Source organism: Arsenophonus sp., from assembly GCA_031446085.1.
Taxonomy (GTDB): domain Bacteria; phylum Pseudomonadota; class Gammaproteobacteria; order Enterobacterales; family Enterobacteriaceae.
The window spans coordinates 519,166-534,798 of record CP132901.1 but is presented as its reverse complement, the minus strand read 5'-3'; the positions used below and the strand labels follow the sequence as shown (position 1 = coordinate 534,798).

Genomic DNA, 15,633 nt, shown 5'->3' with positions numbered 1-15,633 from the left:
AATTTTTTTTATGTTTACCCCACATATTAATGCTAAAAAAAATGATTTTTCAGATATTATGATTATGTCTGGAGATCCATTAAGAGCACTTTATATTGCAAAAAATTTTTTAAAAAATAGTTATCAAGTTAATAATATTAGAGGGATGTTAGGTTTTACAGGAATATATAAAAATCGTAAAGTTTCTGTTATGGGCCATGGAATAGGTATCCCTTCTTGTTTGATTTATATTAAAGAATTAATTGATTTTTTTGGGATCAAAATAATTTTGAGATTAGGATCTTGTGGAGCAATTAATAAAAAAATTAAATTAAGAGATATTATTATTGCAATGGGTGCATGTACAGATTCTAAAATTAATAGACAAAATTTTTTAGATAATGATTTTTCTGCAATTGCTGATTATGAGTTAATGAAGAATGCAATTATTGTTGCTAAAAAAAATAAAATTAATTTTCATGTAGGTAATGTTTTTACAACAGACATATTTTATAGAGAAAATATAAAATTTTATGAAAAAATAGAAAAATTTGGAATATTAGCAATAGAAATGGAAACTTCTGGAATATATAGTATTTCAGCACAATATAAAAATGTTCAATCATTATCAATTTGTACTGTATCAGATCATATAAAAACTGGTGAATGTATTAATGCATTAGATAGAGAAAATAGTTTTAATACTATGATCAAAATAGGATTAGAGTCAATTTTATTAATTTAAAGATTTAATTATTTTTTAAAATTCTAATATAGAATTTAATTCTTTTAATGATGAAAAAAAAACATATTATTTATCAAGATAAATTTCGAAAAATACACAATTTTTCAGATGTTCAATACAATAAAAAAATAAAAAAAGTTGGTATTATTTTTGGCAAGTTTTATCCTTTACATACAGGCCATATTTATCTTATACAACGTGCTTATAGTCAAGTTAAAAATTTATATATTATACTTTGTTATGATAAAAAAAGAGATAAAAAATTATTTACTAATAGTTCTATGTCACAGCAACCAACTGTGAGTGATAGATTACGTTGGTTGTTACAAACCTTTAAATATCAAAAAAATATTCATATTTTTTCTTTTAATGAAACAAATAAAAAATTTTTTTACACTTGGAAAAAATGGAGTACAAGAATTAAAATATTCTTAATTAAGAATAAAATTAATCCAGATATTATCTATTCAGGTAATAAATGTGATGAAAAAAAATATAAAAAATATTTTTCTTCTGAAGTAAAAATTATAGATTCAAATAGAACATTTATGAATATTAGTGGAGAAAAAATTAGACAACATCCTTTCCGATATTGGGAATATATTCCAATGGAAGTTAAGCCTTTTTTTGTTCGAAAAGTAACTATATTAGGTGGGGAATCCAGCGGTAAATCTATATTAGTTAATAAATTAGCAAATATTTTTAATACAACTAGTGCGTGGGAATATGGAAGAAAGTATATTTTCTCTCATCTAGGAGGTAGCGAAATGGCATTGCAATACTCTGATTATGATAAAATAGCACTTGGACATGCTAAATACATTGATTTTGCAGTAAAATATGCTAATAAAGTGACATTTATAGATACTGATTTTATTACTACCCAAGCTTTTTGTAAATATTATGAAGGTAAATTTCATCCTTTTGTTCAAGTACTGATTGATAAATATAAATTTGATTTAGTAATTTTATTAAAAAACAATACTCCATGGATTAATGATGGTATACGAAAATTAGGTAACAATAAAGATAGAAAAAATTTTCAAAATTTATTAATTGAATTATTAATTAAAAATAGAATTAAATTTGTAATTATTAATTCTCCTTCTTACGAAGAACGTTTTTTAAATTGTGTTAAATTAGTAAAAAAATTAATCATGATTGATTAATACTGAAAATGTTTTAAAAAAAAAATTAATAAAAAATAAATATTTATGTTAGAAATCTATTTAATTCGTCATGGTGAAACCAAATCAAATGTAGAAAGAAGAATACAAGGACAAAGTGATAGTTTATTAACAATAAACGGTATTAAACAATCTCAATTAACAGCTAAAAAGATTAAAATGATAGGAATTAATTATATTTTGTCAAGTGATTTAGGAAGAACAAAAAAAACAGCTAAAATAATAAAAAAAAATTGTAGTTGTAAAATTATTTTTGAAAAATATTTAAGAGAATTAAATATGGGAATATTAGAAGGTAGAATGATTAATTCTTTAAATAATATTGAAAAAAGTTGGAGAAACAATTTAATAAATGGTATTCCAAATTATAGAATACCTCAAGGAGAATCCATAGAAGAAATAACAAAAAGAATGTTTTTTATTTTAGAAAAATGTTATTCCTTTCCAAAAGGAAGTAAATTATTATTAATTACTCATGGAATTGCGTTAAATGCACTTTTTAATTATTTATTAGGAAGAAAATATAAAAAAATAAATGGTTTTCAATTAGAAAATTGTTCTATTTCAAAATTAGATTGCATAAAAAAATATTATTCTAAACATTTTTGGTCCATTAAATTTATTGGGGATATTTCTCATTTATCTTTTTTTTAAATAACGTTTTTAAAATTTTTTTTGATTTATTAAATAGATATAATTCATCATTAAAATATTTTTTAAAAAAATATTTTATAAAAAAATCAATTTTTTTTAAAAGAGAAATAATATGTTTTCATTTAATCTTAAAAAGATAAAATGTCAAAAATATTTTGAAAAAATTGATAAATTATCTCAATCTTTAGTAAAGATTAAAACAATTTATCAACCAATTAAATTTAAACAGTTTTTATTAAAAAAAATTATGAGTGCTAAAAAATATATTTATATTACTACTCTATATTTAGAAAATGATGATGCTGGAAAGAAAATATTACATGCTTTGTATGCTGCAAAAAAAAAACGACCAAATTTAGATATTAAAATTGTTCTCGATTGGCATAGAGCACAAAGAAATCGTATAGGAAGTCTTAAAAAAGATAATAATGCTGATTGGTATTATAAAATTTCATTAATTTACCCATTTATAGATATACCTATTTTTGGTATTCCAGTAAGTAAAATAGAAGTATTTGGAGTTTTACATCTTAAAGGATTTCTTTTTGATAATGTTGTAATCTATAGCGGAGCAAGCATTAATAATTCATATTTAAATCAACATAAATATTATAGATATGATCGTTATCATGTAATTCAAAATAATTCTTTATCAATTAGTATGAAGAATTTTATAGATAAAATATTAATATTTTCTCCATATCATCAAAGATTAAATAAAAAAAATAGAACAAATTTATCAAAAATGAAAAAATTAATTAAAAAATTTAGAAATAATTTAAAATATGCTAATTATCAATTTAAAAGTGATACAAAAAAATCAGAATTAAAAATAACTCCTATTATTGGTTTTGGTAAAAAAAATAAATTAAATTATCTTATTACCAATTTAATGTATACTACTAAAAAAAAAATTATTATTTGTACTCCATATTTTAATTTTCCTAAATCTTTAATTTTTATAATTAATCATTTATTATCTTGCAATAAATATGTAGAAATTATTATTGGAGATAAAACTGCAAATGATTTTTATACTTCTCCAAAAGAACCATTTTCATTTATTAGTATTTTACCATATTTATATGAGATTAATTTAAGAAAATTTATTTATAAATTACAAAAATTTATTGAAAATAAACATTTAATAGTTAGAATTTGGAAACATGGTAATAATAGTTACCATTTAAAAGGTATATGGATAGATAATTATTGGCAATTAATAACAGGAAGTAATTTAAATTTAAGAGGATGGAAATTAGATTTAGAAAATGCCTTATTAATTTATGATCCAAATCAAAAATTAAAAAAACAAAAAAATCAAGAATTATTCCATATTAGAAAACATACTTTTATTATTAAAAGTTACAAAGAATTAGAAAATGTTAAATCTTATCCTAAAAAAGTAAGAAAAACTATTGTCAATTTACAGAGAATACATTTTGATAAAATTATACACAGATTTATATGAAATTAACTTTTTGTATAAAATCCATTTTTTTAATAACTTCTTTTACATTTGGAAAAAAGTTATTCCATAATTTAAAAGAAAATGCTGCTTGATATATTAACATACCTAATCCATTAGAATATTTTTTAATTCCTTGCAGTTTAGCCCATTCGATAAAACAAGTTTGTTTTTTATTGTAGCACATATCATAAAAAAATACATTTTCTTTAAAAATATTTCTAGTGATTTTTGGTACTTTTTCAAAAAGGCTGCAAGAAGTTGCATTAATAATTAAATCATATTTTTTATTTCTTAATTTTTCCATTTTTATAGGTTTAATATTAGTATCAAAAAAAAATTTTTCTTTTATTTTTTTTGCTTTATTAAAAGTTCTATTTGTGATTGAAATTTTACATTTTTCTTGTAATAATGAATATATTATATTAGATGCTGCCCCTCCAGCACCTATAATTAATATATTCATTCCTTTTTTTATAAAATTTAGTCTTTTTAAATCTAAAACTAGTCCTATGCCATCTGTATTATATCCTAATAGTTTTTTATTAGACGTTTTTTTGATAGTATTAATAGATTTTGAAATTAAAGCATTCATACTGAGTAAATTTACTTTTTTATAAGCTAACTCTTTATATGGAGACGTTATATTGGCACCATTTCCTCCATTATTAAAAAATAGATTAAATTGTAAATTAAATTCATTTAAAAAAACTAATTTTTTTTTATAAGTATATGATAAACCTTCTTGTTTAGAAAATATTTCATGAATTATAGGTGATTTACTTTGTTTAATTGGATTTCCAAATAGTATAAATTTTTTCATTCAATTATCCTTTTCGATATATTTTTCCAGTTAATAAATCTCTAATTTCAGATGGTTTTTTATTTCCAATAATTGAACCATTTAATATATGAACTTGATTATTAAATTGTTTTTTAACATCTTCTTTTGTTTTACAAGGAGATAATCCATTAATATTTGCACTAGTAGAAATTAAAGGCTTTCCATATAATAAGCATAGTTTTTTAATCAAATTAAAATTAATCATACGAATTGCTAAAGAATTAAATTTTCCTATTAATAATTTTGATATATTTTTTTTAGCAGGAACAACCCATGTAATAGGATGAGTATATTGAGATAGTAGAATTTTTTTTTTGTTTTTATTTATTTTTTTTTTGTCGATATATTTATTAAATTGTTTATAATGTCCTCCGATTAATATAAAACCTTTTTTCCAAGATCTATTTTTTAATAATAATAATTTATATAATGTTTGAATATTATCTGGATCACATCCTAATGCAAATACTGATTCTGTAGGATAAGATATAATACCTCCTCTTTTTAAGGTTAAAATAATTTTTTCAAGTTTTTCTGATATCATTAATTAATAAAAATTTTTATATATTCTTAATTTTATTTTTTAAATATAAATAAAAAATAGTAATATTAATTAATATATAGTTCATATATATTAATTTTTAAAGGGAAATAAATATGTATAAAAAAATCATTCTAAATGAATTTGAACAAGCAAATATTATATTAAAATTATTTACAAAAAATCAAGAAAATATAAAATCTATTGAAAAAGCAGCAATAATTTTATCTAAAGCGTTTAAAAATGGAAATAAGGTATTATCATGCGGTAATGGAGGTTCACACTGTGATGCTATGCATTTCGCACAAGAATTAACTGGTCGTTATCGTGAATCACGTTTTGCATATCCTGCTATTGTCATATCTGATACTAGTCATATTACATGTGTTGGTAATGATTTTGGATATAATTTAATATTTTCTAGATATATTGAAGCTGTGGGTAAAAAAGGAGATGTGTTATTTGCTATATCAACTTCTGGTAACTCTTTAAATATTCTTAAAGCTATAGAATCAGCACATTCTATTGGTATGTATATAATTTCTTTAGTTGGTAAAGATGGTGGTAAAATAAAAAATAAATCAAATATAGAAATTATAGTACCATATTCAGGTTATTCAGATAGAATTCAAGAAATACATATTAAAATTATTCATATATTAATTCGATTAATTGAATTAGAAATGTCAAAATAATTGAATTTAAATTTAAAAAAAATATTAATTTTGTATAATTTTTATTAAAAACAATTATATTCTGTTTATTTTTAAAAAATAATAAAAATTTGCTTGTACTTTTACTACTTATGAAAAAGAGAACTATATTATTTCCAATTTTTTTATTAGTGTTAGCCATGATATCTATACAAAGTGGAGCTGCATTGGCAAAAAGTTTATTCCCTATTATTGGTAGTTTTGGTATGACAGCATTAAGATTGTTTTGGTCTACTATTGTTTTATTTATTTTTTTTAAACCTTGGAAAACAAAGATATATATAGATTCAATTAAATATTTAATTTTATATGGTATATCATTAGGTTCAATGAATTCCTTTTTTTATCTTGCATTAGAGAAAATTCCATTAGGTATTACTGTAGCTTTAGAATTTATGGGACCTTTGACAATATCAATATTTTATTCTCGAAGAAATACAGATTTGATTTGGATTATTATGGCTATTGTAGGTATATTTCTATTAATTCCTATAAACGAAAAGATACCTATATTGGATAATGTAGGTATTCTATATGCATTATTAGCTGGTGTTTTTTGGGGAATTTATATTATATTTGGTCAAGTTTCAGGTATAAAATACGGATCTTCTACAGTAGCTATTGGATCATTTATATCTACACTATTTTTTTTTCCTATAGGTGTATATATTACAGATATCGATATCTTATTTAATTCAAAAATTATTCCTATCTCTTTCATTGTATCTATTCTTTCTACTGCATTTCCATATACACTTGAAATGTTTGCTTTAACAAGAATATCAACAAATGTTTTTAGTATTTTAATGAGTATAGAACCAGCAATTGCAACTATTATAGGTATTATTTTTCTTAACGAAAAATTAACTTTTTTACAATTTTTTGCCTTATTACTAATTATTTTAGCATCTATTGGCACAACTAGTACAAATTATCTAATAAAAAAGAAAAATAAATTAAAAAATTAAAACTTATTATTTAAATTAATAGGTTTTAATTTTAAAAACTAAAATTTGGAATATATGTATGATATTATTAATTGATAATCAAGATTCTTTTACATTTAATATTTATCAATATTTTATGGAAATAGGAATGGATGTTATAGTAAAAAAACATAATCATATATCTATTCAATTAATAAAAAGTATTAAACCTACTCATTTAGTAATTTCTCCTGGTCCTGGAAATCCAAATGAGTTTCAGAAAACTTTAAAAGTTATTCTTTATTTTTTTAAAAAAATTCCTATTTTAGGTATATGTTTAGGACATCAAGCTATAGGACAAGTTTTTGGAAGTACTATTATTAAGGCAAATCATATTATGCATGGTAAAACTTCCTTAGTTTATCATAAACAAAAAGGTATTTTTAAAAAACTAAAATCTCCATTAAGAATGATGCGTTATCATTCTCTTATTATTGATAAAAATACTATACCAGATTGTTTTGAATTAACTGCATGGACAATTTTAAAAAAAAATAATCTAAAAAAATATGAAGTCATGGGTATTCGTCATAGAAATTATTTCGTTGAAGGCGTTCAATTTCATCCAGAAAGTATTTTAAGTGAATATGGACACAATTTATTTATAAATTTTATTAAGTATAAATATTAATTGAGTAAGAAATTAAATTTATTATTTTTTATCCTTAAAGTACCATTTTGTTTTATCTTTATTATCTTCTAAAATAATACCCATTTTAGACAATTTATTTCTTAAGAGATCAGCTTTATTCCATGATTTTTTTTTTCTTGCATAATTACGTTCTTCTATTATTTCTTCAATTTTTCTAATTTTATTTTTATCATTATAAACATCATTGTTCAAAGAACATTTTATAGTTTTTTGAAACAATCCTAAAATATTTCCAAATTTATAAAATTGTATAGTTAAATCGTTTGCAATTGAAATATTACTGTTTTTAAATTTTTTAATTTCTTTAATTAGATAAAAAAATAAGGAGTATATTTTTGGAGTATTAAAATTATCATTCATAGCTTCAAGAAACATCATTTTGATATTTTCAATTTCATTACAGTTAGATTTATCATCCTTTTTCTGATTAATTTTTATTTCTTCTAAAACTTTATATATATATTTTAATGAATTGTAGGATTTTTTTAAATCATTTTCTTCAAAATTTAATTGACTTGAATAATTTGCTGATAATAAAAAATATCTTATAGTTTCTGGATCATATTTTTTAAATAAATATTGAAGTGTAAAAAAATTATTCTTTGATTTTGACATTTTTTTTTTATTAACTAATATCATTCCAGTATGAATCCAATAATTGACATATTTTCCATGATATGCACATACTGATTGAGCTATTTCATTTTCATGATGAGGAAATTTTAAATCAATTCCTCCTCCATGAATATCAAAGTGATTACCAAAATATTTAATATTTATTGCTGAGCATTCAATATGCCAACCAGGTCGTCCTATTCCCCATGGAGATAGCCAATGTGGTTCATAATTTTTTGTTTTTTTCCATAATACAAAATCTAATTTATTTTCTTTTTCATTTATATTGAGTTTTTTTTGATTAAATATTAATTTATTAATGTTTTGTTTTGACAATTCTCCATATCTTTTATAAGTTTTTATTGAAAACATTACGTCTCCATTTTTTGAAATATAAGCATTTTTATTTTGAATTAATATTTTTATAAATGATATTATATCATTAATATGATCTGTTACTTTTGGTTCTAAATTTGGTTTAATGATGTTAAGTTTTGAAAAATCTTTATTCATTTCTTTGAGCATACGTTTACTTAATGCATAACAAGTTTCTTTGTTTTTATTTGCTTTTTTTATTATTTTGTCGTCTATATCAGTAATATTTCTTATGTATTTTAACTGATATCCTAAATAACGAAAATATCTTGCAATCATGTCAAATACTATAAAGGTTCTGGCGTGACCTAAATGGCATAAATCATATATTGTCATTCCACAAACATACATATTGATTTTTCCTGGAATTATGGGTTTAAATATTTCTTTTTTTTTTGTTTTTGTATTATAAATTTTTAGCATAGTTTTTTTATAGAAATTTAAATAAATTTAAGATATGATAATTCAATTTTTTTATTATTAAGTTTAATGATGAATGCATTTTTTTCCCATTTTCCGAGTACAATACGATATGAAAATTTTTCATCAATTTTCATTAAATGAATTTCATTTTGATGTGTATGTCCATGTATAATATAATCAATGTTATATTTTTTTATTATTTTTAATATTTTTTTTTGATCAATATTTTTTTTTGTTTTTTTTTGTTTTTTTTGATTTATTTTTTTTATTATTTTTAATATTTTTTTTCTTATATATAATGGTAATAGTAAAAAAAAATTTTGTACCCAAAATTTATGAGTATATTTTCTATATTTTTGATATTTAAAATCTTCTGTACATAGAGTATCGCCATGTAGTAAAAAGATTTTATATTGATATATTTTTAATATTTTTTCTTCAGGTAATAGAATTAATCCACTTTTTTTTGCAAATTTTTTTTTAATTAAAAAATCTCTATTACCATGTATTAAATAACATGGTATTTTTTTTAATTTTAATTTTAATAATTCCTTTGCTATTTTTTGTTGTAATGAATTAAATTCATCATCTCCTATCCAATAATCAAAAAAATCTCCTAATATATATAATGCTTTGGATTTTAAGGCATATTCTTTTAAAAAATATATAAAATTTAAAACAATTTTTGGACGGCTTTCACTTAAATGTAAATCTGAAATAAATAAAATCATTATTATTTTTTAAAAAATAATTATTTAAATAATTCTTAAAAAGAATAGATTGTGATTAACAATATATAATTTATATCCATATAAAATCAATACTTTTTGAAAAATATTGACAAAGTATAGATATAGATATATTTATATCTATAAATATATCTAAAAAAAATAAATATTTTTTTGATCAAAAGGATATCATCAATAATGAATTGGATTGTTGGAAAAATTGTTAAAGTTTATAATTTTACAGAAAATTTATTTAGTTTAATAATTAGAGCTCCTATTAAACCGTTTAAAGCTGGACAATTCACTAAATTAGCGTTACGTATTAATGATAGATATATTCAACGTGCTTATTCTTATGTTAATGCACCAGATGATCCTGAGTTAGAATTTTATATTGTATCTATACCCGATGGTTTATTTACATCAGAACTAAAAAAATTAAAATTGCATGATTCTATTTTAATTAAAGAATATGCTTTAGGATTTTTTACTATAGATGAAATTCCAAATTGTAAAGATTTATGGATGTTATCAACTGGAACCGCTATTGGACCGTTTTTATCTATTTTACAATTTAAAAAGAATTTAGAAAAATTTGATAAAATTATTTTAGTTCATGCTGTACGATATAAGCATGATTTAAGTTATTGGTTTTTAATGAAAAAATTAAGGAAAGAATATAAAGGGAAACTAATAATTCAAAGTGTTATTAGTCGTGAAAACAAAGATAATTCCTTACATGGAAGAATACCTCAGTTAATAGAGAATAGAAAATTAGAAGAATGTGTTGGATTTAAATTAAATAAAAAAACATCTCATATTATGTTGTGCGGCAATCCAGGAATGGTAAAAGATACTTTAAATATATTAAAAAACAAATATGATATGGATAAACATTTACGTCGAAAACCTGGTAATATTACTGTAGAAAGATATTGGTAATTATTCTTTATTAAAATTTTATTCATTAATTAATAAATAATTAATTTATTTTTTTTTCTTTATATAAGACATGTTTTTTAATTATTGGGTCATATTTTTTTAGTTCTAATTTAATACTACTAGATCTTTTATTTTTTGTAGTTGTATAAAAATGCGACGATCCAGAAGTTGATATCATTTTTATTATTTTTCTATTTTTTTTTGCCATTTTATTTTTTTGATTTATTTAATGATTTTTTTGATTATAAAATAATCAATTCCTTTTTTATCTATAAATCGTATTCCCTTTGCAGAAACACGAATATTAACAAATTTCTTTTTTAATGGACTCCAAAATTTATGGATATGTAGATTGAGTAAAAAACGTCTTTTTTTAGCATTCATTGCATGGGATCGACTCTGTCCATATATTGTTTTTTTTTTTGTAATTTGACAAATTTGAGACATTATACTTTCCTTATAAATTAAAATTAATATTTATTATACTATAATATTTTTATCAAGTAAATAAATACAATTTTATTTTTGTTAGTTAATTTTCAAATTATGTTATTTATATATTTTCTTTTAATTATAGAAAAAATAATTTATTTATCAAAATTTTATATATGGTTAAAAAAATTATACTCAGTTTTATATTTTTATTTTTTTTATTTTTTTTATTTTTTTCAAAAAAAATGAAAATTATTCGTGGAAAAACAATGGGAACATATTATGTAATTCAATATATTGATGAATATCATATTAAAAATATAAAACAGTTACATAATGAAATTGATTTATTATTAATAAAAATCAATGATCAAATGTCCACATATTTACAGAAATCAGAAATAAGTCAATTTAATCAATTTAAAAAAATAAATGTTCCTTTTTTAGTTTCAGATTCAGTTATTGAAATTATTAAAAAATCTAAAAAAATTTATAATTTAACCAATGGAGCATTAGATATATCAATTGGTTCTATAGTAAATTTATGGGGTTTTAGTTCAAATGAAAGAGGTAATAATTTTATTCCTTCAAAAGAAATGATTAAAATACATAAAAATTGGTCTAATATGAATAATTTTTTTGTATATAAAAATTGTTTGATTAAAAAAAAATCTCAATTATGTCTTGATTTTTCTGCAATTGCTAAAGGATATGCTGTTGATTTAATATCAAAATTTTTTATTTCACAGAAAATAAAAAATTATATTATTAATATTGGGGGTGAAATATATATTAGTGGTTTTATAAAAAAAAATATCCCATGGAATGTTCAAATTTTTTGGCCTGATAAAAAAAAGGAAAGATATTTTGTGATAGAAAGTACAAAAAATATTGCTATAGCGACATCTGGAACATATTTAAATTTTTTTAAAACAAAAAAAGATATATATTCACATATTATTGATCCTAAAACTGGATTTCCTATATCACATAATTTAATTTCAGTTACTGTAATTCAAGACGATTGTACTACAGCTGATGGGTTTGCAACTGCTTTTTTAGTTATTGGTGAAGATAAAGCTATGAAGTTAGCTAATTTTTTGAAAATACCTATTTTTATGATTATTAAAGTTGATAATAAATTAGTAGTAAAATATAATTTTTTATTTAAAAAATATTTAAAGTTATTTAGTTATTGATTTTTTTTACAAAAAAATCAATAAATTTATTTATATTTACTATATTTTTAGTTTGATTTTTTCTATTTTGATACTCAATTTTATTATTTTTCAAATTTTTTTCAGATATAATAATAATGTGAGGAATTCCAATTAATTCTATATCAGAAAACATTATACCAATATGTTCTTTTCTGTCATCTAGAAGAACTTCTATTTTTTTTTTTTTCAGTTCTTTATATATTTTTTCTGACTTTTTTTGTACTAAATTTGAGTTATATAAATTAATAGGCAAGATAGCAATGTGAAATGGTGATATGTTTTCATTCCAAATAATACCTTTTTTATCATGATTTTGTTCAATAAATGCAGCAATTAAACGTGTAATTCCAATACCATAACATCCCATATTTATATATTTAAAAATTCCATCATTACATTGAATTTTAGCATTCATACTTTTTGAATATTTTGTTCCTAATTGAAAAATATGTCCTACTTCAATACTTTTTTGTACTGTTAAAGACGTTTTTCCATCAAACAATAAATCTCCTGAATTAGCGTTTCTTAAATCTTGAATTTCAGGAATAATCAAATCTCTTTTCCAATTAATTCCAGTATAATATTTATTATTTAAATTAGAACCAGATATAAAATCATTCATTATAGAAACACTTCTATCTATAATAATAGGTATTTTTAGATTGATTAATCCAATAAATATTGGAGATATTTTCATAAAGTTTTTAATTTCTTTATATGAAGCAATTTGAAGTGGTTTTAAAACTAGATCATTTTTTTCTGCTTTGTTTTTATTTAATTTATGATCTGCTCTAATTGCTAATGCAATATACTGATATTTACTCTTTTTTGAAGCGTGAACTAAAATAATTTTAACTACTTTATTTATAGGCCAATTATAATATTTGATTATTTCATTTATATTTCTAAATTTTTGAGTAATTTCAATTAAAGAAAGATTTTTTTTCGGTTCTTTTCTTTTTTTAAAAATAAAGCATTCTGTATTTTCAATATTATTACAGTAATGATTATTTGAAAAAACTATTTTTGTTTCTCCATTTTTAGATAATGCTTGAAATTCATGTGAAATTTTACCTCCTATAGTACCATTTTCTGCTTTTATTATTTTATATTTTAATCCTATTTGAGAAAAAATACGACAATATGTATCGTGCATTATTTCGTATGTTTTTTTTAATGATTTTTTATTTGTATGAAAAGAATAAGCATCTTTCATAATAAATTCTTTAGAACGAATTACTCCAAAACGAGTACGAATTTCATCTCTAAATTTTGTTTGTATTTGATAAAAATTAATAGGAAATGATTTATAGGAAATAATTTCATTTCGAATTAAGTTGGTAATAATTTCTTCATGTGTTGGTCCTAAAACAAAATCTTTTTTATCACGCGAAACAAAACGTAATAATTCAGATCCATATTCTGACCATCTGTTACTTTCTTTCCATAATCTTTTAGGTTGTACTATAGGCATAAATAATTCTATAGCTCCTATTGAACTCATATTTTTTCTGATAATTTTTTTAATTTTTTTTAATACTCTAATTCCATTAGGTAACCAATTATAAATACCTGAAGATACTTGTCTTATCATTCCAGAACGAATCATTAATTGATGACTAGTAATAGAATTATTATAAAGACTTTTTCTTAAAGTAAAAAGAAAGTATTTTTTTGTACGCATTTGTTTTATTATAATAATAAATTATTATTAATAATTGTAAATTTATATATTTATATTGAGTTATCGTTAATAATAACATAAAAAATAAAAATAATATATTTTATATAAAAATAGATTTTTCTTCTTTAAGGTTAGTTTTTTAATAAAAATTTTAAAATTAATAGATTGAAGAATTTTTTTACTAAAATTATGTGAGTTAATTTTTAATTTACTTATTATGTCATTTTATGAATAAAAAAAAAATAAGCAGATTTTTTTTAATTAAAAAAAAATTAAATGAAGTTTTGAAACCAATTTATATGAAAATTATTGACACGAGTGATGCTCATTATTCTTTTCATGGAGAGGAAACGCATTTTAAGATCATTGTAGTAACAAAAAAATTTAATAATAAAAAAATTTTATTAAGACATAAAAAAATTTATAATTTATTAGATAGTGAATGGTCTTTAGGATTACATTCTTTAGAATTGTATACATATTCTCCTGATGAATGGAATAAAGCAAAAATAAAAAATAAATGACTTAATTTTTTAATTAATTATTTTTATTTTAAATTATTTTAAAATTTCATAAATGTATTGATGATTCAATATTTTACAAAAAAATATAAACTACATTTTTTGATGTTTAATCAGTATAATGTTATTGTGAAATTAAAAATCTAATAATAAAATCTATACAGATTTATCGTTATTTAAATAGGTACTAAAAAAAATAAAATTTATTTGATTAAATAAAGAGAAATATTTTTGATAAAAAATTAAAAAAATATAAAAAATTTATTTTATATCAAATTTATATTTGAATTTTATAATATAAGTAAAGAGAATATAAAAATGACATTGATTCCATTAGTTATAGAAAAAACATCGCTTGGAGAACGTTCTTATGATATTTATTCTAGATTACTAAAAGAAAGAATTATTTTTTTAGTAGGAAAAATTGAAGATCATATGGCAAATTCAATAATAGCACAAATGCTTTTTTTAGAATCAACTAATCCTGATAAAGAAATATATCTTTATATTAATTCTCCAGGAGGATTAATTACTTCAGGTATGTCTATTTATGATACTATGCAATTTATTAATCCTGATGTTAGTACAATATGTATTGGACAAGCTTGTTCTATGGCAGCTTTAATTTTAAGTTCAGGAAAAAAAGGAAAAAGATTTTCTTTACCAAATTCTAGAATTATGATACATCAGCCATTAGGAGGATTTCAAGGACAAGCAACAGATTTTATCATTCATTCTAAGGAAATTTTAAAAATAAAAAAACTTATTCATAAATTAATGGCAAAAAACACCGGAAAAAGTATTAAGAAAATTGCTAAAGATACTGAAAGAGATTATTTTCTTTCTTCTGAAGAAGCAATTAATTATGGTTTAATAGATAAAATATATTTTTCTCGTAATTTAAGTGATTAAACAAATGTAAGA

18 protein-coding genes are annotated in these 15,633 nt (G+C 20.6%); 11 read left to right on the top strand and 7 right to left on the bottom strand.

The genetic code is table 11. The annotated features are described in order from the left end of the window. Positions 1-10 precede the first annotated feature (10 nt). The 4 genes from deoD to pssA all read left to right on the top strand — a co-directional run bounded on the left by deoD (position 11) and on the right by pssA (position 4,036). Positions 11-724 carry a purine-nucleoside phosphorylase gene (gene deoD, locus RA161_02690; GenBank protein WMY97410.1) on the top strand — a complete coding sequence of 238 codons (714 nt, stop codon included), beginning with the start codon at positions 11-13 and terminating at the stop codon, positions 722-724. Positions 725-774: 50 nt separating this feature from the next. Further along, on the top strand, positions 775-1,893 hold the full coding sequence (nadR, locus tag RA161_02685) for a multifunctional transcriptional regulator/nicotinamide-nucleotide adenylyltransferase/ribosylnicotinamide kinase NadR (GenBank protein ID WMY97409.1): 1,119 nt from the start codon (positions 775-777) through the stop codon (positions 1,891-1,893). A 45-nt stretch (positions 1,894-1,938) separates the two neighbouring features. Continuing rightward, positions 1,939-2,565, top strand: coding sequence for a histidine phosphatase family protein (locus RA161_02680; protein ID WMY97408.1), 627 nt, complete (start codon positions 1,939-1,941; stop codon positions 2,563-2,565). 112 nt (positions 2,566-2,677) lie between these two features. Further along, entirely contained in the window at positions 2,678-4,036 is a 1,359-nt protein-coding gene (gene pssA / locus RA161_02675) for a CDP-diacylglycerol--serine O-phosphatidyltransferase (GenBank protein ID WMY97407.1), read from the top strand. Here the strand turns inward: pssA and aroE are convergent. Together aroE and RA161_02665 are read right to left on the bottom strand one after the other, a co-directional pair. Then, on the bottom strand, positions 4,029-4,856 hold the full coding sequence (gene aroE / locus RA161_02670; GenBank protein ID WMY97406.1) for a shikimate dehydrogenase: 828 nt from the start codon (positions 4,854-4,856) through the stop codon (positions 4,029-4,031). The genes pssA and aroE overlap by 8 nt on opposite strands. A 4-nt stretch (positions 4,857-4,860) precedes the next feature. Beyond that, the gene (locus RA161_02665) at positions 4,861-5,421 is read right to left on the bottom strand and encodes a Sua5/YciO/YrdC/YwlC family protein (GenBank protein ID WMY97405.1); all 561 of its coding nucleotides are present in this window, start codon (positions 5,419-5,421) and stop codon (positions 4,861-4,863) included. 113 nt (positions 5,422-5,534) lie between these two features. Here RA161_02665 and lpcA point away from each other — a divergent pair, with 113 nt between their 5' ends. From lpcA to RA161_02650, 3 genes are all read left to right on the top strand, one after another. After that, entirely contained in the window at positions 5,535-6,113 is a 579-nt protein-coding gene (lpcA, locus tag RA161_02660) for a D-sedoheptulose 7-phosphate isomerase (GenBank protein ID WMY97404.1), read from the top strand. A gap of 110 nt (positions 6,114-6,223) precedes the next feature. Continuing rightward, positions 6,224-7,099, top strand: a complete 876-nt coding sequence (locus tag RA161_02655; protein WMY97403.1) for an EamA family transporter — start codon at positions 6,224-6,226, stop codon at positions 7,097-7,099. A 58-nt stretch (positions 7,100-7,157) separates the two neighbouring features. Beyond that, positions 7,158-7,748, top strand: coding sequence for an aminodeoxychorismate/anthranilate synthase component II (locus RA161_02650; GenBank protein ID WMY97402.1), 591 nt, complete (start codon positions 7,158-7,160; stop codon positions 7,746-7,748). A gap of 21 nt (positions 7,749-7,769) precedes the next feature. Here the strand turns inward: RA161_02650 and cysS are convergent, their stop codons facing one another. Both cysS and lpxH read right to left on the bottom strand, forming a co-directional pair. Then, positions 7,770-9,182: a cysteine--tRNA ligase gene (gene cysS / locus RA161_02645; GenBank protein WMY97401.1), complete on the bottom strand. Its 1,413-nt coding sequence runs from the start codon at positions 9,180-9,182 to the stop codon at positions 7,770-7,772. A 17-nt stretch (positions 9,183-9,199) separates the two neighbouring features. After that, the gene (gene lpxH / locus RA161_02640) at positions 9,200-9,913 is read right to left on the bottom strand and encodes a UDP-2,3-diacylglucosamine diphosphatase (protein ID WMY97400.1); all 714 of its coding nucleotides are present in this window, start codon (positions 9,911-9,913) and stop codon (positions 9,200-9,202) included. 192 nt (positions 9,914-10,105) lie between these two features. Between lpxH and RA161_02635 the strand changes: the two genes are divergently transcribed. Then, positions 10,106-10,852 (top strand): FAD-binding oxidoreductase, encoded by a 747-nt coding sequence (locus tag RA161_02635; GenBank protein WMY97730.1) that lies wholly within the window; start codon positions 10,106-10,108, stop codon positions 10,850-10,852. Positions 10,853-10,892: 40 nt separating this feature from the next. Here the strand turns inward: RA161_02635 and rpmG are convergent, their stop codons facing one another. Both rpmG and rpmB read right to left on the bottom strand, forming a co-directional pair. Then, positions 10,893-11,060: a 50S ribosomal protein L33 gene (rpmG, locus tag RA161_02630; protein ID WMY97399.1), complete on the bottom strand. Its 168-nt coding sequence runs from the start codon at positions 11,058-11,060 to the stop codon at positions 10,893-10,895. 14 nt (positions 11,061-11,074) lie between these two features. Continuing rightward, entirely contained in the window at positions 11,075-11,299 is a 225-nt protein-coding gene (gene rpmB, locus RA161_02625; protein WMY97398.1) for a 50S ribosomal protein L28, read from the bottom strand. A gap of 230 nt (positions 11,300-11,529) precedes the next feature. Here rpmB and RA161_02620 point away from each other — a divergent pair, with 230 nt between their 5' ends. Beyond that, positions 11,530-12,483 (top strand): FAD:protein FMN transferase, encoded by a 954-nt coding sequence (locus RA161_02620; protein ID WMY97397.1) that lies wholly within the window; start codon positions 11,530-11,532, stop codon positions 12,481-12,483. On the opposite strand, the gene RA161_02615 is transcribed toward RA161_02620, so the two are convergent. Continuing rightward, positions 12,473-14,188 carry a proline--tRNA ligase gene (locus RA161_02615; protein ID WMY97396.1) on the bottom strand — a complete coding sequence of 572 codons (1,716 nt, stop codon included), beginning with the start codon at positions 14,186-14,188 and terminating at the stop codon, positions 12,473-12,475. The two genes, RA161_02620 and RA161_02615, sit on opposite strands and share 11 nt — an antisense overlap. Before the next feature lie 227 nt (positions 14,189-14,415). Between RA161_02615 and RA161_02610 the strand changes: the two genes are divergently transcribed. Both RA161_02610 and clpP read left to right on the top strand, forming a co-directional pair. Continuing rightward, entirely contained in the window at positions 14,416-14,712 is a 297-nt protein-coding gene (locus tag RA161_02610; GenBank protein WMY97395.1) for a BolA family protein, read from the top strand. A gap of 315 nt (positions 14,713-15,027) precedes the next feature. Further along, positions 15,028-15,621 (top strand): ATP-dependent Clp endopeptidase proteolytic subunit ClpP, encoded by a 594-nt coding sequence (gene clpP, locus RA161_02605; protein ID WMY97394.1) that lies wholly within the window; start codon positions 15,028-15,030, stop codon positions 15,619-15,621. The last annotated feature ends 12 nt before the right edge of the window (positions 15,622-15,633 follow it).

Excerpts from the sequence above, each read along its gene's own strand:
- RA161_02665 (WMY97405.1), bottom strand. The coding sequence starts at position 5,421 with ATGATATCAGAAAAACTTGAAAAAATTATTTTAACCTTAAAAAGAGGA.
- RA161_02615 (WMY97396.1), bottom strand. The coding sequence starts at position 14,188 with ATGCGTACAAAAAAATACTTTCTTTTTACTTTAAGAAAAAGTCTTTAT.
- RA161_02610 (WMY97395.1), top strand. The coding sequence starts at position 14,416 with ATGAATAAAAAAAAAATAAGCAGATTTTTTTTAATTAAAAAAAAATTA.
- lpcA (WMY97404.1), top strand. The coding sequence starts at position 5,535 with ATGTATAAAAAAATCATTCTAAATGAATTTGAACAAGCAAATATTATA.
- RA161_02650 (WMY97402.1), top strand. The coding sequence starts at position 7,158 with ATGATATTATTAATTGATAATCAAGATTCTTTTACATTTAATATTTAT.
- clpP (WMY97394.1), top strand. The coding sequence starts at position 15,028 with ATGACATTGATTCCATTAGTTATAGAAAAAACATCGCTTGGAGAACGT.
- nadR (WMY97409.1), top strand. The coding sequence starts at position 775 with ATGAAAAAAAAACATATTATTTATCAAGATAAATTTCGAAAAATACAC.
- RA161_02655 (WMY97403.1), top strand. The coding sequence starts at position 6,224 with ATGAAAAAGAGAACTATATTATTTCCAATTTTTTTATTAGTGTTAGCC.
- cysS (WMY97401.1), bottom strand. The coding sequence starts at position 9,182 with ATGCTAAAAATTTATAATACAAAAACAAAAAAAAAAGAAATATTTAAA.
- RA161_02680 (WMY97408.1), top strand. The coding sequence starts at position 1,939 with ATGTTAGAAATCTATTTAATTCGTCATGGTGAAACCAAATCAAATGTA.
- aroE (WMY97406.1), bottom strand. The coding sequence starts at position 4,856 with ATGAAAAAATTTATACTATTTGGAAATCCAATTAAACAAAGTAAATCA.
- lpxH (WMY97400.1), bottom strand. The coding sequence starts at position 9,913 with ATGATTTTATTTATTTCAGATTTACATTTAAGTGAAAGCCGTCCAAAA.
- rpmB (WMY97398.1), bottom strand. The coding sequence starts at position 11,299 with ATGTCTCAAATTTGTCAAATTACAAAAAAAAAAACAATATATGGACAG.
- pssA (WMY97407.1), top strand. The coding sequence starts at position 2,678 with ATGTTTTCATTTAATCTTAAAAAGATAAAATGTCAAAAATATTTTGAA.
- deoD (WMY97410.1), top strand. The coding sequence starts at position 11 with ATGTTTACCCCACATATTAATGCTAAAAAAAATGATTTTTCAGATATT.
- RA161_02620 (WMY97397.1), top strand. The coding sequence starts at position 11,530 with ATGAAAATTATTCGTGGAAAAACAATGGGAACATATTATGTAATTCAA.
- rpmG (WMY97399.1), bottom strand. The coding sequence starts at position 11,060 with ATGGCAAAAAAAAATAGAAAAATAATAAAAATGATATCAACTTCTGGA.